This is a genomic window from uncultured Eubacterium sp. (assembly GCF_937958975.1).
Lineage (GTDB): Bacteria > Bacillota > Clostridia > Lachnospirales > Lachnospiraceae > Eubacterium_G.
On the sequence record NZ_CALGRE010000014.1, the window covers coordinates 1 to 19,671 of the forward strand.

Consider the following 19,671-nt stretch of genomic DNA (forward strand, 5'->3'; position numbering starts at 1 on the left):
GTTCTGACGTGTGCTCTTCCGATCTGTCTTAAAAGAGTACGGAAAGGAACATATAAAGACGGGAAAACCAATTGTTTATACTTCGGCAGATAGTGTATTTCAAATAGCATGTCATGAAGATGTTTATCCATTGGATGAATTATATCAATTGTGTCGTAATGCAAGAGAGATACTGACCGGTAAATATAAAGTGGCAAGAGTGATTGCCAGACCTTTTATAGGGGACGATAATAATTTTGTAAGGACATCCAATAGGAAAGATTTTTCGGTTGAGCCGGAAGATAATTTATTAACGAAGCTAAACGCGAATGGGATTAATGTATACGGTGTTGGAAAGATTCATGACATATTTTGTGGAAAAGGTGTTACAAAAAGTATACATACAAATGATAATATGGATGGTGTGAATCAGACGCTCCAATTGATGAAACAAATTGAAAAAGGATTGATTTTCACGAATTTAGTGGAATTTGATTCGAAATGGGGGCATAGGAGAGACGTACAAGGATACGCAAACGGACTGATTGATTTTGATATTCGATTAAGGGAAATTATGAATTGTTTGAAAGATGATGATTTGTTAATTGTTAATGCTGACCATGGATGTGACCCTACTTATCAGGGAACAGACCACACAAGAGAATATATACCGGTTTTGATGTATGGGAAAAAGGCAGGAAAAAATGTGAATCTGCATACATTACAGTCTTTTGCAGATATTGGTCAGACGATAGCAGATAATTTTGGATGTCAAATTCAAATGGGAAATAGTAAATTAAAAGAGATTGTAGGAGAAAGAGAATGTGCGAACAAATGCATTTAAAAGTGAAAAAAGGTGATATTGGGAAATATGTCATTATGCCCGGTGACCCGGGACGCTGCAAAGAAATTGCAAAGTATTTTGATAATTCTTATCTTGTTGCAGAGAATAGAGAATATACCACATATACGGGTACGCTTCTGGGAGAAAAAGTTACAGTTACATCTACCGGAATTGGTGGTCCGTCCGCTGCCATTGCTATGGAGGAGTTAGTAGCATGCGGAGCAGATACATTTATAAGAATAGGTACATGTGGTGGGATTCATTTGAATGTAAAAGCCGGTGACTGTGTTATTGCTACAGGAGCGGTGAGAAATGAAGGAACGAGCAGAGAATATGCTCCGATAGAATACCCGGCAGTTTCTGATTTTGATATTAATAATGCATTGGTAAATGCTTGCAAAAATTTGAAAATGCGTTATCATTGTGGAGTGGTACAGTGTAAAGATTCTTTTTACGGACAACATAATCCGGAACGCATGCCGGTTTCTTACGAACTCTTAAATAAGTGGGAAGCGTGGAAGCGGCTCGGGGTGCTGGCAAGTGAGATGGAGTCGGCGGCATTGTTTACTGTGGCGGCAAGTCTGGGCGTAAAATGTGGTTCGGTTTTTCATGTTATATGGAATCAGGAACGCAAACAAAAAGGTTTTATGGAGCCTGACTGCTTTCGTACGGAAAATGCAATTAAAGTTTCCGTGGAGGCTATGAGATTAATCATAGCAGAGAAACAGTTACTTTAGGAGGCACAAAGTTTAGATGAAAGAAAAAATTAAAAATTATATAACAATAGTAAAAGAAAAATATCATGTGATGCGAGGATTTTTTAAGGAAACATATAATAAACATATTATTTATATGTACTTAATTACAGCAATTCTTATAAATCTCTTTATAGAAATGCTGGCTAGAAAATCTTTTTTAAAAGGAATATATTTTCTAATAGGAAATCCATATGTTTTTATATGTAATGCAGTAATAATATTGATGACATTGTCATTTACATTACTTATGAAAAGAAGGTTTTTTGGACTTACCCTTATTTCGGTGATTTGGATTATATTGGGAAGTGCGAATGCAGTTTTATTGGCAAATAGGGTTACACCATTCACCGCGGTGGATTTGATGCTGATAGACAGCGCCTTTGGAGTTATCAATAAATATTTCTCTGTGTTTCAAATTGTTTTAGTGGTAGTGGCATTATTATTAGCAGTAGCCGGACTTGTATTTATGTTTCTCAAGGCACCAAAAGTTCATCATGAGATAAAATATACAAGAAATATTGTTGCAATTATTATTATATGGGTAATTGGTCTGGGAGCAATTAATCTTGGAATTGCATCCAATCTTATTTCAATGAAATTTGGAGAACTTCGAGTATCCTATTATGATTATGGATTTGTTTATTGCTTTACGAACAGTCTTATAAATACCGGAATTGACAAGCCAAATACTTATTCGGGCGAGACAATTGAAAAGATAGTAAAAAATGATGACAATGAAAATAAGATTAAAAAGGCAAAAAAGAAACCAAATATTATTTTCTTACAGTTAGAATCCTTTTTTGATATGAATAATTTAAAAGGAATTACTATGTCGGAGAATCCGGTTCCCAACTTTGAAAAGTTAATGGAGAAGTATCCAAGTGGATATTTGAATGTACCAATTGTCGGCGCCGGGACTGTAAATACTGAGTTTGAGGTGATGACAGGAATCAATCTCGACTTTTTTGGACCGGGTGAGTATCCATTCAAGACGAAACTTGTCGATACCACATGTGAAAGTATTTGTTATAACCTAAAAGAATATGGGTATAATTGTCATGCAATTCATAATAATACAGCAACTTTCTATGGAAGAAATGTAGTGTTTTCAAATCTTGGATATGATACATTTACATCAATAGAAAATATGAATATTGATGATTTCACACCAATGGGATGGGCAAAAGATTATTTTTTGACAGATTATATACTTAAGGCACTGAAATCGACAAAAAAACAGGATTATATTTATACGATATCCGTTCAGGGACATGGAAGTTATCCGACAGACGGGGATTATGATTATCCAATTAAAGTTACAGGTGTGGATGATGAGTCTGTGAAAAATCAATACCAGTATTATGCGTGGCAGACAAATGAGATGGATAAGTTTATTGGAAAATTGATTAAAGCCTTAAAAGAGTTCGGTGAGGATACAGTTCTCATAATGTATGGTGACCATCTTCCAAGCTTTGGAATTACAGGTGAGGATTTGGTGAATGGAGATGTATACCAGACACAATATGTAATTTGGTCAAATTTTAAAACCAATTATACAAATGAGGATATTGAAGCGTACCAGTTACAGTCAAAGGTCTTAGGCGGACTGAACATGAATTCCGGAAAGATAAATAATTATACTCAGCTTCATAAAGCAGATGATGAGGAGACTTATCAGGAAGGATTAAAAAATCTTTCTTACGACTTGTTATATGGTGATAATTATGCTGCAAATGGAGAAAATCCATATCGTCCAACGGAAATAAAACTGGGGTTAAACGAAGTGAAGGTTAGTTCCATTACTCCTATGGATGATGAATTGGGAACGATATATATTTATGGAAATTATTTTACAAGTTACAGCAAAGTTTATATTAATGATGAAAAGCAGCAAACCGTTTACATTGACCCTAACACCTTAATGATTGTTTATCCTGAATTACAGGAAGGTGATAGTTTTTCTGTATATCAGCAAAATTCTGATGAACATGTTTTGACGAAGACAGAGCCGTATTCTTATAATGCAGAGGAAATGAAGCCTTCCGGAAAAAAGGCTGCGACATCTAAGAAAAAATCAAAGAAGAAATCAAAGAAAAGTACCAAAAATAAAGAGAAGGAAACATCAAAAAAATAGCATAAAATTTTTTTACTCCATTACAATGTATTAAAGGTGTAATGGAGTTTTTTATGAAAAAAATAGGATTATTTGAAAAAATAGGGAGAATTGTTTTAGAAAGAATAACTGTTTTTATAGTTATATTAAGTATGATTGCAGGCATTTCACAGGTTTCTGTCAGTGCAGAAGAAAAAAAAGAAACAGATGTTGAGGTTCAATGTAAAGCATCTGTGCTAATGGAAGCTTCTTCCGGAACAGTTATTAAATCAAACAATGAAAATGAAAAGCTGAGCCCGGCAAGTATAACAAAAATCATGACAATGATACTTATTTTTGATGCAATACATAGTGGTAAAATAAAATTAGAAGACATGGCAACGACCAGTGCGCACGCAAAAAGTATGGGTGGCTCTCAGGTTTTTCTGGAAGAAGGAGAGCAACAGAGCGTAGAGACACTTATTAAATGTATTATTATTGCCTCGGGAAATGATGCCTCGGTTACGATGGCAGAACATATTGCAGGTTCAGAAGAAGAATTTGTCAAAATGATGAATGAGCGGGCACAGGGGTTAGGAATGAAGAATACGCATTTTATTGATTGCTGTGGTTTGACAGATTCGGATGACCATTATACGACGGCTATGGATGTTGCAATTATGTCAAGGGAACTGATAACAAAATATCCGGAAGTGTTTCAATATTCTACGATTTGGATGGAAAGCTTTACACATAAGACAAAAAAAGGCGAGAGCGAATTTATGCTTTCTAATACCAATAAATTGTTAAAGACCAATCAGTACGTCAAAGGTCTTAAAACAGGAAGTACATCCAAGGCGAAATATTGCGTTTCCACTGTGGCTGAAAAAGATGGTGTAGAACTGATTGCAGTTATTATGGCAGCTCCGGATTATAAAGCCAGATTTGCGGAGGCACAAAAGCTGATAAATTATGGTTTTTCAAATTGTAAGGTTTATAAAGATGAAAAAAATCATGTAAAAGAAGTAAATGTTAATGGTGGCAGAAAAGGAACTGCCTCTGTGAAAAATAATAAATTTTCTTTTGTGGACACAGAAGGAAAGGACTTAAGCAAGATGAAAACAGAGGTAAAAATGAATCAGCAAATTAATGCACCGATAAAAAAAGGAGATGTCGTAGGAAAAATAGAGTATACTTTAGACGGTAAAAAAATAGGAGAGACAAATATTGTTTCAGATGAAAATGTAAAAAAAGCGGATTATAAATTTACATTTGTAAATATGATGCGTTACCTGCTGCAAATTTCCTAAGGGCAAATCTATTGAAAAATTATTAAAATTTATGTATAATAAAGTTTTGAGAAAAAAGTGGAGACAAAAGAAATAAAATGATAGAATTGGAAGTGAAATTAGAAGCATTTGAGGGACCCTTGGATTTGCTTTTACATCTGATAGAAAAGAATAAAGTAGATATATATGATATTCCCATTGTTGAAATAACAGAGCAGTATCTGGAATATGTCAGTAAGATGCCGAAAGACGATTTAGACCTCACCAGTGAGTTTCTTGTTATGGCGGCAACTTTGATTGACATTAAAAGTAAGATGCTGCTTCCAAAGGAAATTGATGAGAATGGTGAGGAAATCGACCCTAGGGCAGAGTTAGTAGAAAAACTGATTGAATATAAGATGTATAAGTATGCTGCCGGTGAGTTGAGGGATATGCAGGTATATGCGGGAAAGTCTATGTATAAGGTACCTACGGTTCCGGACGAGGTGAAACAGTATGAGCCTCCAGTAAATTTGGACACATTGTTGTCGGATATAGATTTATCAAAATTAAATGAGATATTTCAGATGGTTTTGAAAAGACAGATGGACAAAATTGACCCTGTAAGAAGTAAATTCGGAAAAATAGAGATGGACGAAGTCAGTTTGCCGGATAAAATCAATTATGTGTCTAATGCCATAAAAAAGAAAAAAAGGTGCAGTTTTAGACAGCTGTTAGAGACGCAGAGTAGTAAAATGGAGATTATTGTATCTTTTTTGGCAGTTTTGGAATTGATTAAAGTTGGAGAAATTGAAGTGCATCAGGACAAGACATTTGATGATATATACATAGATTCTATAGAGTAGATGAAGAAGAGGTTTATATGGAGAATAGTTACAAAGCAAAGATTGAGGCAATATTATTTACTATGGGTGAGTCGGTGGATGTTACAAAGATAGCGAATGCCTTAGAATTAAAGCCCAAAGAAGTAAAAGAAATAGTAAAGGAAATGCAGGCAGATTTAGAAAATGAAGATAGAGGAATCAAGATTATTGAGTTAGATGGAGCCTATCAAATGTGCACAAAACCTGAAATGTATGAGGCGCTCATTAAAGTGGCAAAACAGCCAAAACGGCAGGTTCTTACCGATGTTTTGATGGAGACGCTTTCTATTATCGCATATAAGCAGCCGATTACAAAATCAGAGATTGAGCGTATCAGAGGTGTAAAGTCCGATTTCGCAGTGAATAAATTAGTTGAATATATGCTTGTAGAAGAGATTGGAAGGATGGACACTCCGGGAAGACCGTTATTGTTTGGGACAACGGAAGAATTTTTGAGGAGATTTGGTGTTGCCTCAGCGGAAAGTCTGCCAATAGTCAGCCCTGACATTATAGAAGAGTTTAAGCACGAAGCAGAGGAAGAAGTTACTTTAAAGTCTAATGATTAATTATGAAAGCAGCAATCAGTTTTTATGATAGCTGCTTTTGTTTCGTTTGAAATGGTTCTGTATTTATGGAAAGTAGAATATATTATATGGATAAATTTGCATAATGGTATAAGGAGACCATATGAGAAAAATATTGGCGTGTATCTTGTGTATTATGTGCGTGAGCTGCAATTGGGGAAACATATATGCTGAGGAAAGGGAGGATATCAATGAAAAAAGTCTGATAGCAAAATCGGCGGTGCTGATTGACGGAGAAACAGGAAGAGTATTGTTTGGAAAAAATTATGAGCAGAAAATGGCTATGGCAAGTACGACCAAAATTATGACATGCATCGTCGCTCTGGAAAATGCTGAGATGGATAAGGTTGTTGATGTCAGTGCAAAGGCTTCTAAGATGCCGAAAGTACATATGAATGTTATAAAAGGAGAAAAATATTATTTAAAAGACTTATTGTATGCGATGATGCTCGAGTCCTATAATGATGTGGCGGTAGCTGTGGCAGAAGGTGTTGCGGGAAGTGTAGAAAATTTTGCAGAGCTGATGAATCAAAAGGCAAAGGAAATCGGAGCATATCATACAAACTTTGTCACGCCTAACGGATTAGATGCCAAAGGACATCTTTCTACAGCCTATGATATGGCATTGATTGGAGCGTATGCAGTAAAAAATGAAGAGTTTGTAAAAATCACAAATACAAAGTCATACAGTTTTTCTAATGTGCAGGGAAAAAGAAATTTTACAGTAGGTAATAAAGATGCTTTTTTATCTATGGATAATGAGGCAATTGGAATAAAAACCGGATTTACGGGCGAGGCGGGTTATTGCTTTGTAGGAGCAGTGAAGAGTAAAGGGCGTTTGTTTGTTTCCTGTGTCTTAGCTTGCGGATGGCCGCCAAATAAATCTTATAAATGGAATGATACAACAAAACTGATGAATTATGGAAAGAATCACTTTGCGTATGAAAATATTCTTGAAAAAGACAGGGTGGTTCATGTCAATATTGAGAATGGTACGAAAGATAAGATTTGTGCTAAAGTGGTTGGAGAATATAATGCACTTTTATCGAAAAAGGATGAGATTAAAACGCAGACAAAAATTAAATACAATTTACCGATTGAGAAGAATAGTGTAATTGGTGAAGTTGATATCTTAATTAATAATCAATGTATGGAAAAATGTAAAATTAGAGCGATGGAAAGTGTAGAGGAATATGACTTTTTTTATTGTCTGAGAAATACTTTCAATTCTTTCATATTTCAATAATAGCTTTATTTATAGTGATAACTGTGGTATATTTAAACCGAATTATGTTTCGCACAAAATGTTGGGAATAAAAATGTTCGACTTACAAAATGTTGCTATAAATATGGATTGAAACTTATATCATATGGTTTGAAAAGAAGAGTAAGGAGCGTTTATGGAATTTACAAAAATGGAAGGCTGTGGAAATGATTACGTTTATGTAAATGGTTTTACCACAAGGCTTGAAAATCCAAATAAAGTGTCAGAGATTGTCAGTGACAGACATTTTGGCGTGGGGTCAGATGGACTGATTGTAATTAATCCATCTGAAGTAGCAGATTTTAAAATGAGTATGTATAATGCAGACGGTTCTGAAGGAAAAATGTGTGGTAATGGTATCCGTTGTGTTGCAAAATATGTTTATGACAATAAAATGACGGATAAAAAAACAATTACTGTAGAAACGTTATCCGGCATAAAAACCTTAGTATTAAATGTGGAAAATGAAACAGTGAAGACTGTCCGGGTAGATATGGGTAGACCTGTCATATTGGCAAAAGAGGTTCCGGTGATATCTGACAGAAAAGAAGTGATTGACGAATCGTTGCTTGTGGATGGAAAAGAATATAGAATAACGTGTGTTTCTATGGGAAATCCTCATGCAGTGACATTTGTCGATGATACGGATAATCTTGAAATAGAAAAAATAGGTCCTCAATTTGAAAATAATGAAATTTTTCCGGACAGAATTAATACAGAATTTATTCAGTTAATTGATAGAAATACAATAAAAATGAGAGTTTGGGAGCGGGGGTCAGGAGAGACTCTGGCGTGTGGTACAGGCGCGTGCGCAAGTGTGGTTGCCTGTGTTCTCAATGGTCTTACAGAAAATAAAGTTACAGTAAAGTTAACAGGAGGCGATTTATTGATAGAGTATAACAGAGATGAGGACACTGTATATATGACAGGTCCAGCAAAAATTGCTTTTACAGGAAATATTGAAATTTAATATAGAAAGTGTGTGAAATCATGTTATTACAAAAATTAATAGAAAAAATAGATTATACATTGATTCAAGGAGATGAAAAAATTGATATTGCACATCTCCGGAGTGATTCAAGAAAAGTTGGCAGGGATGATGTATTTGTATGTATTCAGGGTGCAGGTTTTAACGGACATAAATTTATAAATGATGTAATAGATAAAGGAGTCACAGCGCTTATTGTTATGGAAGAAGTGGATGTTCCTGAAAACATTACCGTAATTCATGTAGAAGACACCAGATATGCTTTGGCATGTATGTCAGCAGCATATTTTGATTATCCGGCTGAAAAAATGATAACTATAGGTATTACCGGTACAAAGGGGAAAACAACAACGACATATATGGTAAGACAGGTGTTAGAGAGTGTTGGAATTAAGACAGGACTTATCGGTACAATTGAGACGATTGTTGATGATGAGGTAACACCGGCGAAAAATACGACACCGGAGTCGTATATTGTACAGGAGACCTTTGCAAAGATGGTTGAAAAGGGATGCAAGTGTGTGGTTATGGAGGTTTCGTCACAGGGACTGATGCTTCACAGGGTATCAGGATTTCTCTTTGATTATGGGATTTTTACAAATATTGAACCAGACCATATCGGACCAAACGAACATAAAGATTTTGATGATTATTTAAAGTGCAAGAGCATGTTATTAAAACAGTGTAAGCAGGGCATAGTAAATATGGATGCGGATTTTGTTGACAGAGTATTAGATGGACATACCTGTGAGATAGAGACTTTTGGGGTCTGTGGAGATTATGATTTTAAGGCATCCAATATTAATTTGTTTACAAAACCGGGTTGTCTTTGTGTATCATATCATTTAAATGGAAAAATGAATTTTCCTGTGGAGATACATGTTCCAGGAAATTTCAGCGTCTATAATTCTTTGTGTGCCATTGCTATCTGTAGTCATTTTACGAACGATATTGAAAAGATACAAAAGGCACTGTTGGATGTGAGAGTTAAGGGCAGAGTGGAAATAGTACCAATTTCTGAGAGATTTACTCTGATGATTGATTATGCGCATAATGCAATGAGTTTAGAAAGTCTTTTGACGAGTTTGAAAGAATATCAGCCGAAAAGACTTGTCACGGTATTTGGTTGTGGTGGAAACAGAGCCAGAGATAGACGTTTTGAGATGGGAGAAGTATCTTCGAGATTATCCGATTTTACGATTGTTACGTCTGATAATCCCAGATTTGAGGAACCGATGGACATTATTGATGATATTCTGGTCGGTATACATAAGGCTGATGGAGAATATGTCACTGTGCCTGATAGAAAGGATGCAATACGCTATTCTATTTTGAATGCAAAAGATGGAGATGTTATTGTATTGGCAGGAAAGGGGCATGAAGATTACCAGGAAATAAAAGGGGTAAAATATCCTATGGATGAACGTGTTCTTATAAGTGAAATTATTCAGGAAGAAGAAGTGAGAGCTGTACTTTAAAATGAAACGAATGAAAGAGAGATTGATGATATGTGTGGAATTTGTGGCTTTATAGGAGAAGTGAAAGAGAGTAAAGCAGTTTTAAAGAAAATGATGGATAAAATTGCCCATAGAGGTCCGGATGATGAGGGAATGTATGTGGATAAGCATGCGGCGATAGGACATAGACGACTGAGTATTATTGATTTAAGTCATGGTGCTCAGCCGATGTACAATGAAACAGGAGATATAGCAATTGTTTTTAATGGAGAAATTTATAATCACTTAGAGGTCAGAAAAGAATTGCTTGAAAAAGGACATAAGTTTGCCAATGATTCTGATACAGAATGTTTGATTCACGGTTATGAGGAGTACGGAACAGAATTACTTACAAAATTACGGGGAATGTTTGCCTTTGTGATTTGGGATAGCAGAACAAATACAATGTTTGGGGCGAGAGACCATTTTGGGATTAAACCTTTTTACTATTCCAATGTAGATGGAAAACTTGTTTTTTCATCTGAGATAAAGGCAATATTAGAGTTTCCGAATTTTAAAAAGCAGGTAAATGAAGAAGCGTTGGAACAGTATTTGAGTTTTCAGTATTCCGTCTTACCGGAGACCTTTTTTAAAGGAATATATAAATTACCGGCAGGCCATTATATGATTTATAAAGATGGAAAGATGGAGATAGAAAGATATTTTGATCCGATGATGGAGCCGGAAGAAAATGGTGACTTAGAACAGACTGTCTCTAAAATTGAGGATGTGGTTCATAATACAGTAGATGCACATATGATTGCCGATGTTGAGGTTGGTTCTCTTCTCTCCAGTGGTGTGGATTCCAGCTACGTTGTTTCTGAGTTTCCGGGAGAAAAAACATTTACTGTTGGTTTTTTGGATAAGCAGAGTAAATATAATGAAATCCGCTATGCAGAAGGCCTTGTGAAAGAGTTGGGGAAAAAGAATTTTAGCAAAAACATAGATAGTGATGAATATTTTGATTCTATATCTACAGTAATGTATTATATGGACGAGCCGTTAGCAGACCCTTCCTGTATCGCACTTTATTTTGTCGACCAGCTTGCGGCAGAACAGATTAAAGTTGTATTATCCGGCGAGGGAGCTGACGAGTTTTTTGGAGGATACAATATTTATCATGAGCCATTGTCTTTGAAAGGATATCAGAAAATACCAAAATGTATCAGAAAGGGCCTGGCAAAGATTGCCTCTGTAATGCCTGATATTAAGGGTAGGGATTTTATTATTCGGGGAAGCAAAAGTGTAGAGGAGAGATTTATTGGAAATGCCAATATGTTTTCCGTAAAAGATAGAGAAAAATTATTAAAAAATCCGGTAACACATATATCACCGCAGGAAATTGTTTCAACAACATACGATAAGGTGGGGCATTTGAATGACATCGCAAAAATGCAGTATATTGACACAAATTTCTGGCTTCAGGGAGATATTCTACTGAAAGCCGATAAAATGAGTATGGCACATTGTTTGGAATCCAGAGTACCATTTTTGGACGTAGAAGTTTTTAAATACGCAAAAACACTTCCAATTGAATTTAGATGTAATGAAGAGGCAACAAAGAGAGCGTTTAGAATTGCTGCGAAGAGACATATTCCTGAAGCTACGGCAAATAAGAAAAAACTTGGCTTTCCGGTGCCAATCAGAGTGTGGCTGAAGGAGGAAAAATATTATAGTAAAGTGATGGAAATGCTTACCGGAGATGCTGCAAAAAAATATTTTAATATAGACATTCTTGTAAAATTAATGGAAGAACACAGAGCAGGAAAGGCTGATAACAGCCGAAAAATATGGACGGTCTATGTTTTTCTCGTATGGTACAATGTATATTTTGAAAAGGAAGATTTTAAACCGCTCAACAGTAATTGGATAGAGAATAGAATTAAGACGGCATAATATAATTAAGTTTTTTGTTTGTTTTTTAGAATAAAATTAACTTGATATTTGACAAAAAAAGGGTTAATCTATATAAGGCAAAAAATTTGGTTGATATTTGACCTGATGAATACATTTGTATTTGTTATATATTTTGCTCACACATATTTCTATAGTAATATAGGCATATGTGTGGGCAAAATGCATGTTGATGATAAATATATATGTTTGCCATTAGTATCCATTTTATGGATGAAAAAGTTAATTAATTTATTGGAGGACTGATTATGAGTACAACAGCTAAAGTTACAGCAAGAGAGAGAATAGAAACTCTTCTTGATGATAACAGTTTTGTTGAAATTGGTGGTTTGATGAAAGCAAGAAGCACTGATTTTAACATTCAGGCAAAAGATACTCCATCCGATGGTGTTATTACCGGATATGGTGTTATCAATGGAAAGTTAGTGTATGTTTACAGTCAGGATGCATCTGTATTGGGTGGTTCTGTAGGTGAAATGCACGCCAGAAAAATTTCAAACCTCTACGATATGGCTATGAAGATGGGAGCGCCTGTGATTGGATTGATTGACAGTACAGGACTTAGACTTCAGGAGTCGGTAGATGGACTGAATGCATTTGGACAGATTTATATGAAACAGTCACTTGCTTCAGGTGTGATTCCACAGATTTCTGCAATATTTGGAAATTGTGGTGGAGGTTTGAGTGTTGTGGCAGGACTTTCTGATTTTACATTTATGGAAAGCGAAAAAGCACAGTTATTTGTTAATTCCCCAAATGCAATTGATGAAAACAGAAAAGAAGTCTGTGACAGTGCTTCTGCTAAGTTCCAGAGTGAAGCAGCGGGAAATGTTGATTTCACAGGAACTGAGTCAGAGATACTTGAGGGAATGAGAGAACTTGTATCCGTTCTCCCTTCGAATAATGAAGATGAGGCCGCAGATTTTGAATGTGAGGATGATTTAAACAGAGCCGCAGCGGGAATCGAAAATTGTGTCGAAGATACATTGCTTGCGCTTGAGAATATCTCTGATAGCGGGTTTGTTGTAGAAGTAAAGAAAAATTATGCACCTGAGATGGTTACGGCTTTTATTAAATTAAATGGAGCTACAGTAGGTGCTGTTGCAAATAGAACAAAAATATATGATGAAGATATGAATGTATCTGAAGAATTTGAAGCGAAACTTACATGTAATGGATGTGATAAGGCAGCTGAGTTTGTGACATTCTGTGATGCTTTTAATATTCCGGTTCTTACGCTGACAAATGTAAATGGTTACAAAGCAACAATGTGTCAGGAAAAGAGAGGTGCGAAAGCTTCTTCCAGATTAGTTTACGCTTTTGCGAATGCTACAGTTCCAAAAGTAAATCTCATTTTAGGTGAGGCTGTCGGAAGTGCATATGTAGCAATGAATAGTAAGGCAACCGGTGCAGATGTCGTTTATGCATGGCCTACAGCAAAAGTCGGAATGATGGATGCATCAAGCGCTGTTAAGATTATGTATGCAGATGAAATAGAATCGGGAGATGCAGGTACTGTGATAGCAGAAAAGACAGCAGAATATCAGAAGCTTCAGGAAAGTGTTATGTCTGCGGCTGCAAGAGGATATGTGGATAGTATTGTAGAACCGGTTGATACAAGAAAATATATAATTGGAGCATTTGAGATGTTATACACGAAGTTTGAAGATAGACCGGGAAAAAAGCACGGAACAGTTTAAATAGGAGGACAATATGAACATAAAAAGAAAATTGCGTTTGATATTTTCTCTTGCTTCTGTGCTGGTTTGTTTTGGTTTGAGTAGTACCTTTGTTCTGGCTGACGATATGGTAGATTTCAGCAATATGGAGACTCAGCAGGAAACAACATTATCTGCCGAGGATATGAAAACATATGCTGGTGGTAAGATAACGATGGCACAGGCAAAACAATTAGTAGAACAATATGCAAATGCGGTTGCACAGTATTCTAATTGTAATCATGACGAGTTAGAATATCTCGGCGAATATTTTGATTATCAGACAGATGCATTTGTGAATTTTGCCAAGACTGTGGGAGACGAAAAGTGTGGCAATTATAAATCTTATGATGATGTAAATATTGCTGAGACAGAAGAGGAAGGTATCGATGTAAGTGCGATACTCCATTTTGAAAAGAGAGATTTAAAAATGATTTTGCATGTTTCTCTCTTTGATAATTTAGGAACAGTTCCTACATCCGTTGAGTTTAGTCTTCCGGATAATGGTGATGAATCTATAGGAGCAAAAATGACTTCGGCAGCTGTGAATACTCTGATGGGTATGGGAACAGTTTTCGCTGTACTTATTTTTATTTCGCTTATCATTTCATGTTTTAGGGTAATTCCAAAGATTACAGAGGCAAAACAGAAAAGAAAAGCAAATAAAACGAAATCAATTCATACAGAACAGGTTGAGGCGAGAGAGAATACAGCAGATGTAATGCCTGTAAATGATAATTCAGAATTAATAGCAGTAATTGCAGCGGCAATTGCGGCAAGTGAAAATACGTCAACAGATAGTTTTGTTGTCAGAAGCATCAGAAGACGTTAGATTACTTATGTATATTTAGGAGGAAATAAAATGAAAAGTTATACAATAACAGTCAATGGAAATGTATATGATGTTACTGTGGAAGAGACAGGTTCATCGGCAGGTACACCGGTAAGACCGGCAAAACAGTCAGCAGCGCCTGTAGCTAAGGCACCGGCATCAGCAGGTACAGAGGGAAGTATAAAGGTTACAGCTCCTATGCCTGGAAAAGTATTGTCAATTAGTGCAAATCCGGGTCAGGCAGTAAAAAAAGGTGATACAATTTTAGTATTTGAAGCAATGAAGATGGAAAATTCTGTTGTTGCTCCAGAAGATGGAACAGTTGCAAGTATAGCATTTGGCGTAGGTGATTCATTTGATGCCGGAGCAGTTATTGCATCATTAAACTAGTTAGTATTTTATAATAAAACTGGAGGTAACAAATGAATATCATAGATACATTAGAAAATCTGGTGGGACAATCAGCGTTTTTAAGCTTAAGCGTTGGAAACTATATTATGATTGTTGTTGCTTGTATTTTCTTATACCTGGCAATCAAAAAAGGTTATGAGCCATTATTACTGGTTCCTATTGCTTTTGGTATGCTTTTAGTTAATATGTATCCGGACATCATGAAAGCACCGGCAAACGGTGAAGCAGGAGGATTACTTCATTATTTTTATATTTTAGATGAATATAGTATCCTGCCATCACTTATCTTTATGGGCGTAGGTGCAATGACTGATTTTGGACCATTGATTGCAAATCCAAAAAGTTTCCTGCTGGGAGCGGCAGCACAGTTTGGTATATATTCGGCATATTTTTTGGCAATTTTTATGGGATTTGGCGGAAAGGCTGCGGCTGCTATTTCGATTATTGGTGGTGCCGATGGACCTACCTCTATATTCCTTGCGGGTAAACTGGGGCAGACAGATTTGTTAGGACCGATTGCGGTGGCGGCGTATTCCTATATGGCATTAGTTCCAATTATTCAACCGCCAATTATGAAATTGTTGACAACAGAAAAAGAACGCAAAATAAAAATGGAACAGCTCAGACCTGTTTCACAATTGGAAAAGATTTTATTCCCAATTATTGTTACAATAGTAGTTGTTATGATATTACCTACAACAGCCCCACTGGTTGGTATGCTTATGTTAGGTAACCTGTTTAGAGAATCAGGTGTTGTAAAACAGTTACAGGAAACAGCTAGTAACGCATTAATGTATATTGTAGTTATTTTGCTTGGTACGAGTGTTGGTGCTACGACAAGTGCAGAGGCATTCCTTAATATCAGCACAATCAAAATTGTTGTTTTAGGTTTGGTTGCATTTGCAGTGGGTACGGCAGCCGGAGTTTTATTTGGAAAATTAATGTGTATTGCTACACATGGCAAGGTAAATCCACTGATTGGTTCAGCCGGAGTATCAGCGGTTCCTATGGCTGCGAGAGTATCGCAGAAGGTCGGAGCGGAAGCGGACCCTACGAATTTTCTTTTGATGCATGCAATGGGACCAAACGTAGCCGGAGTTATCGGTACAGCCGTTGCGGCAGGTACATTTATGGCTATATTTGGAATCTAAGCATCAGCAGGAATTATCGCGTGTAAAATTTAAATAGTTTTCCAGTGAAACAGATACAAGGAGGAAATATAAATGGCAGAAAAAAGACCGGTAAAAATTACCGAAACAATATTAAGAGATGCTCATCAATCACTCATTGCCACGAGAATGCCAACGGAAGAGATGCTTCCAATCATTGATACAATGGATAAGGTTGGATACTATTCTGTAGAGTGTTGGGGTGGAGCTACTTTTGACGCTTCTCTTAGATTCTTAAAGGAAGATCCTTGGGAGAGATTGAGAAAGTTAAGAGATGGATTTAAAAATACGAAACTGCAGATGCTTTTTAGAGGACAAAATATATTGGGATATAGTCATTATTCTGATGACGTAGTAGAATATTTTGTTCAAAAATCATTGGCAAATGGTATTGATATTATCAGAATATTTGATTGTCTCAATGACCTTAGAAATTTAGAAACAGCAGTTAAGGCAGCAAATAAAGAAAAAGGCCATGCGCAGGTTGCCCTTTCTTATACATTAGGAGATGCATATACGCTTGATTATTGGAAAGACACAGCAAAAAGAATTGAGGACATGGGAGCAAACTCTCTTTGCATCAAGGATATGGCAGGTCTTTTGACACCTTATCAGGCTACTGAATTGGTTCAGGCATTAAAAGAGGGAACAGATTTGCCTATAGACCTTCATACACATTATACATCCGGTGTGGCTGCAATGACTTATATGAAGGCTGTAGAGGCTGGTTGTGATATTATTGACACAGCTATTTCACCATTTTCAATGGGAACGGCACAGCCTGCAACTGAAGTTATGGTAGAGACATTTAAGGGAACGGAATATGATACAGGATTAGATCAAAATCTTTTAAAGAAGGTTGCAGACCATTTTAAGCCATATAGAGAAGAATGCTTAAAGAGTGGGTTATTAAATCCTAAGGTTATGGGTGTTGATATTAACACACTCTTATATCAGGTTCCAGGAGGTATGCTTTCAAACATGGTTTCTCAGTTACAGGAAATGGGAGCTGAGGATAAGTTTGATGAGGTATTACAGGAAATTCCAAGAGTTCGTAAAGACTTTGGCGAACCACCTTTGGTTACCCCATCCAGTCAGATTGTAGGTACTCAGGCAGTATTAAATGTTGTTATGGGTGAGAGATATAAAATGGTAAACCAGCAGGCTAAGGATTTATTGGCAGGAAAATATGGTCAGACTGTAAAACCTTTTAATAAAGAAGTACAGAAAAAAGCTATTGGAAATGAAAAGCCGATTACATGCAGACCGGCAGATTTACTCAAACCATCTCTTGAGAAGTTTGAAAAAGAGTGTGCACAGTGGAAACAGCAGGATGAAGATGTTCTTTCATACGCATTATTCCCACAGGTTGCAAAAGAGTTTTTCGAATACAGAGAAGCTCAGCAGACAAAGGTGGACCCGACTGTTGCAGATAAAGAAAACGGAGCTTATCCGGTATAGAATTAAAATATAATAAAATATTGCAAACGAATATTTAAAATAAAAATATTCGTTTGCATTTTTTGTGCTATAAAGCAATTAGCTTGTGTAAAGTGTTTAGGTGTTGAATATGAGTAAAGTATTAGTCGTTGGTGGAGGTGCAGCTGGGATGATGGCTGCAATTGCCGCTGCATATAATGGTAATGAAGTCCATTTGTTTGAGAAAAACGAGAAACTTGGAAAAAAATTATTTATTACCGGAAAAGGAAGATGTAACATTACAAATGCGTCAGATATAGAAAATCATTTTGCGAATATTATGAGAAATGCTAAATTTTTATACAGTGCATATCATTGTTTGGATAGCGAGGATGTATGCAGAATGATTGAGAGTGCCGGAGTAAAAACTAAAATTGAGCGTGGAAACCGTGTTTTTCCGGCAAGTGACAAATCATCAGATGTTATTTTTGCGTTTAATAAAATGATGCAGGATGCAGGTGTTACAATTCATTATAAGTGGAATATTGTTTCTTTAGAAAAAGAGGAAGATATTTTTATTTTAAAAGATAATAAAAGCAGAGAATTTCGGGGAGAATACTGTATAATTGCTACCGGAGGAATTTCCTATCCGTCTACCGGTTCTACAGGAGATGGATATCTGTTCGCAAAGAGAGTGGGACATGTTGTGCAGGAAACATATCCATCTCTTGTACCATTTGAGATTGAGGAGGAGTTTTGTAAAAGTCTGCAGGGACTCTCTTTAAAAAATGTTGAATTAAAAATTTTAGATGAAAAGAAAAAAATATATTATAGTGAAATGGGAGAAATGCTTTTTACGCATTTTGGAATTAGTGGTCCGTTGGTTTTATCGGCAAGCGGATATATAAGTGATAAAATAGAAAACAATACATTCAAAGCTGTGATTGATTTGAAGCCGGCATTGGATTATGAAATGCTGAATAAGAGAATCTTAAAAGATTTTAAGGAAAATATAAACAGGAATTTCAATAATTCATTAGATAAGCTTCTTCCTAAAAAAATAATACCGGTTATTATTGCGTTATCGGGGATTAATCCTTATAAAAAAGTAAATGAAATTACAAAAGAAGAACGCGAAAATTTGATTTTAACAATAAAAAGTTTATCAATGACAATTACCGGAACAAGGGGATTTCATGAGGCAATTATTACGAAAGGTGGAGTATCTGTAAAAGATATTAATCCCAAAACAATGGAATCAAAATTGATGAAAAATATATATTTTGCAGGAGAAGTGTTGGATATAGATGCGTTAACCGGAGGATATAATTTACAGGTTGCCTGGAGTACAGGTTATCTTGCGGGAAGTAGCATTTATTAAAAGAATGGAGGATATCATGTATAATATAGCAATTGATGGACCGGCAGGAGCCGGAAAGAGCACAATCGCAAAAATTGTGGCAAAGGAGTTGGGGTTTATTTATGTGGATACAGGAGCAATGTATCGTACAATGGCATTGGCGTGTTACCGGGATGGCATCAGGGCAGACGAGGAAGAAAAAGTTGTAGAAAAATGCGGTAAGGTTCATATTTCTTTAAAATACGAGAATGGTGTACAGAAAGTATATTTGGATGATGAAGACGTGAGTACGTTAATTCGGCAGGAAGAAATCGGAAATATGACAAGTGCAATTGCTGTGTATGGTCCGGTTAGACAAATTCTTGTTGCAATGCAACAGGAGTTAGCAGGTAAAAATAATGTCGTTATGGATGGAAGAGATATTGGAACAGCAGTGCTTCCGTCGGCTGATTTAAAAATTTATCTTACTGCGAGCGCCAGAACAAGAGCAGAGAGAAGATATAAGGAGTTGTTGGAAAAAGGTCAGTCATGCAATATTGATGAGATAGAAAAAGATATCAGGGAACGTGATTTCCGGGATATGAATAGAGAAATATCTCCGCTTGTACAGGCAGAGGATGCTGTCTTGGTGGATTCATCAGATATGGATATTGAACAGGTAGTAGAAACGATAAAAAAACTTGTTGATTAG

16 protein-coding genes are annotated in these 19,671 nt (G+C 36.0%); all 16 read left to right on the plus strand.

Annotated elements, in window-relative coordinates; translation table 11 throughout:
- The first annotated feature begins 801 nt into the window (after positions 1-801).
- The 16 genes from udp to cmk all read left to right on the plus strand — a co-directional run bounded on the left by udp (position 802) and on the right by cmk (position 19,671).
- Positions 802-1,560, plus strand: a complete 759-nt coding sequence (udp, locus tag Q5O86_RS01620; protein WP_302625400.1) for a uridine phosphorylase — start codon at positions 802-804, stop codon at positions 1,558-1,560.
- Between the two features lie 16 nt (positions 1,561-1,576).
- Positions 1,577-3,715, plus strand: a complete 2,139-nt coding sequence (locus Q5O86_RS01625) for an LTA synthase family protein (RefSeq protein WP_302625401.1) — start codon at positions 1,577-1,579, stop codon at positions 3,713-3,715.
- A 53-nt stretch (positions 3,716-3,768) separates the two neighbouring features.
- On the plus strand, positions 3,769-4,983 hold the full coding sequence (locus Q5O86_RS01630) for a D-alanyl-D-alanine carboxypeptidase family protein (protein WP_368074721.1): 1,215 nt from the start codon (positions 3,769-3,771) through the stop codon (positions 4,981-4,983).
- An 80-nt stretch (positions 4,984-5,063) separates the two neighbouring features.
- Entirely contained in the window at positions 5,064-5,807 is a 744-nt protein-coding gene (locus Q5O86_RS01635) for a ScpA family protein (protein WP_302625512.1), read from the plus strand.
- A gap of 17 nt (positions 5,808-5,824) precedes the next feature.
- The gene (gene scpB, locus Q5O86_RS01640; RefSeq protein ID WP_302625402.1) at positions 5,825-6,391 is read left to right on the plus strand and encodes an SMC-Scp complex subunit ScpB; all 567 of its coding nucleotides are present in this window, start codon (positions 5,825-5,827) and stop codon (positions 6,389-6,391) included.
- 121 nt (positions 6,392-6,512) lie between these two features.
- Positions 6,513-7,655 carry a D-alanyl-D-alanine carboxypeptidase family protein gene (locus Q5O86_RS01645; RefSeq protein WP_302625403.1) on the plus strand — a complete coding sequence of 381 codons (1,143 nt, stop codon included), beginning with the start codon at positions 6,513-6,515 and terminating at the stop codon, positions 7,653-7,655.
- A gap of 154 nt (positions 7,656-7,809) precedes the next feature.
- On the plus strand, positions 7,810-8,643 hold the full coding sequence (dapF, locus tag Q5O86_RS01650) for a diaminopimelate epimerase (protein WP_302625404.1): 834 nt from the start codon (positions 7,810-7,812) through the stop codon (positions 8,641-8,643).
- 20 nt (positions 8,644-8,663) lie between these two features.
- On the plus strand, positions 8,664-10,139 hold the full coding sequence (locus Q5O86_RS01655; protein WP_302625405.1) for a UDP-N-acetylmuramoyl-L-alanyl-D-glutamate--2,6-diaminopimelate ligase: 1,476 nt from the start codon (positions 8,664-8,666) through the stop codon (positions 10,137-10,139).
- Positions 10,140-10,169: 30 nt separating this feature from the next.
- Entirely contained in the window at positions 10,170-12,053 is a 1,884-nt protein-coding gene (gene asnB / locus Q5O86_RS01660; RefSeq protein WP_302625406.1) for an asparagine synthase (glutamine-hydrolyzing), read from the plus strand.
- Between the two features lie 266 nt (positions 12,054-12,319).
- On the plus strand, positions 12,320-13,771 hold the full coding sequence (locus Q5O86_RS01665) for an acyl-CoA carboxylase subunit beta (RefSeq protein WP_302625407.1): 1,452 nt from the start codon (positions 12,320-12,322) through the stop codon (positions 13,769-13,771).
- A gap of 13 nt (positions 13,772-13,784) precedes the next feature.
- Entirely contained in the window at positions 13,785-14,621 is an 837-nt protein-coding gene (locus tag Q5O86_RS01670) for an OadG family protein (protein WP_302625408.1), read from the plus strand.
- 30 nt (positions 14,622-14,651) lie between these two features.
- Positions 14,652-15,011 (plus strand): biotin/lipoyl-containing protein, encoded by a 360-nt coding sequence (locus Q5O86_RS01675; RefSeq protein ID WP_302625409.1) that lies wholly within the window; start codon positions 14,652-14,654, stop codon positions 15,009-15,011.
- A gap of 32 nt (positions 15,012-15,043) precedes the next feature.
- The gene (locus Q5O86_RS01680) at positions 15,044-16,183 is read left to right on the plus strand and encodes a sodium ion-translocating decarboxylase subunit beta (RefSeq protein WP_302625410.1); all 1,140 of its coding nucleotides are present in this window, start codon (positions 15,044-15,046) and stop codon (positions 16,181-16,183) included.
- Positions 16,184-16,255: 72 nt separating this feature from the next.
- Positions 16,256-17,662: an oxaloacetate decarboxylase subunit alpha gene (locus Q5O86_RS01685; protein WP_302625411.1), complete on the plus strand. Its 1,407-nt coding sequence runs from the start codon at positions 16,256-16,258 to the stop codon at positions 17,660-17,662.
- Between the two features lie 109 nt (positions 17,663-17,771).
- Positions 17,772-19,001, plus strand: coding sequence for an NAD(P)/FAD-dependent oxidoreductase (locus tag Q5O86_RS01690; protein ID WP_302625412.1), 1,230 nt, complete (start codon positions 17,772-17,774; stop codon positions 18,999-19,001).
- A gap of 13 nt (positions 19,002-19,014) precedes the next feature.
- Complete coding sequence (gene cmk / locus Q5O86_RS01695) at positions 19,015-19,671, plus strand: (d)CMP kinase (RefSeq protein ID WP_368074723.1); 657 nt, start codon at positions 19,015-19,017, stop codon at positions 19,669-19,671.

Bases quoted from the DNA above. Each gene is read 5' to 3' on its own strand.
- Q5O86_RS01625 (WP_302625401.1), top strand. From the start codon at position 1,577: ATGAAAGAAAAAATTAAAAATTATATAACAATAGTAAAAGAAAAATAT.
- Q5O86_RS01670 (WP_302625408.1), top strand. From the start codon at position 13,785: ATGAACATAAAAAGAAAATTGCGTTTGATATTTTCTCTTGCTTCTGTG.
- udp (WP_302625400.1), top strand. From the start codon at position 802: ATGTGCGAACAAATGCATTTAAAAGTGAAAAAAGGTGATATTGGGAAA.
- scpB (WP_302625402.1), top strand. From the start codon at position 5,825: ATGGAGAATAGTTACAAAGCAAAGATTGAGGCAATATTATTTACTATG.
- Q5O86_RS01630 (WP_368074721.1), top strand. From the start codon at position 3,769: ATGAAAAAAATAGGATTATTTGAAAAAATAGGGAGAATTGTTTTAGAA.
- asnB (WP_302625406.1), top strand. From the start codon at position 10,170: ATGTGTGGAATTTGTGGCTTTATAGGAGAAGTGAAAGAGAGTAAAGCA.
- Q5O86_RS01655 (WP_302625405.1), top strand. From the start codon at position 8,664: ATGTTATTACAAAAATTAATAGAAAAAATAGATTATACATTGATTCAA.
- Q5O86_RS01665 (WP_302625407.1), top strand. From the start codon at position 12,320: ATGAGTACAACAGCTAAAGTTACAGCAAGAGAGAGAATAGAAACTCTT.
- Q5O86_RS01675 (WP_302625409.1), top strand. From the start codon at position 14,652: ATGAAAAGTTATACAATAACAGTCAATGGAAATGTATATGATGTTACT.
- dapF (WP_302625404.1), top strand. From the start codon at position 7,810: ATGGAATTTACAAAAATGGAAGGCTGTGGAAATGATTACGTTTATGTA.
- Q5O86_RS01685 (WP_302625411.1), top strand. From the start codon at position 16,256: ATGGCAGAAAAAAGACCGGTAAAAATTACCGAAACAATATTAAGAGAT.
- Q5O86_RS01680 (WP_302625410.1), top strand. From the start codon at position 15,044: ATGAATATCATAGATACATTAGAAAATCTGGTGGGACAATCAGCGTTT.
- Q5O86_RS01690 (WP_302625412.1), top strand. From the start codon at position 17,772: ATGAGTAAAGTATTAGTCGTTGGTGGAGGTGCAGCTGGGATGATGGCT.
- Q5O86_RS01645 (WP_302625403.1), top strand. From the start codon at position 6,513: ATGAGAAAAATATTGGCGTGTATCTTGTGTATTATGTGCGTGAGCTGC.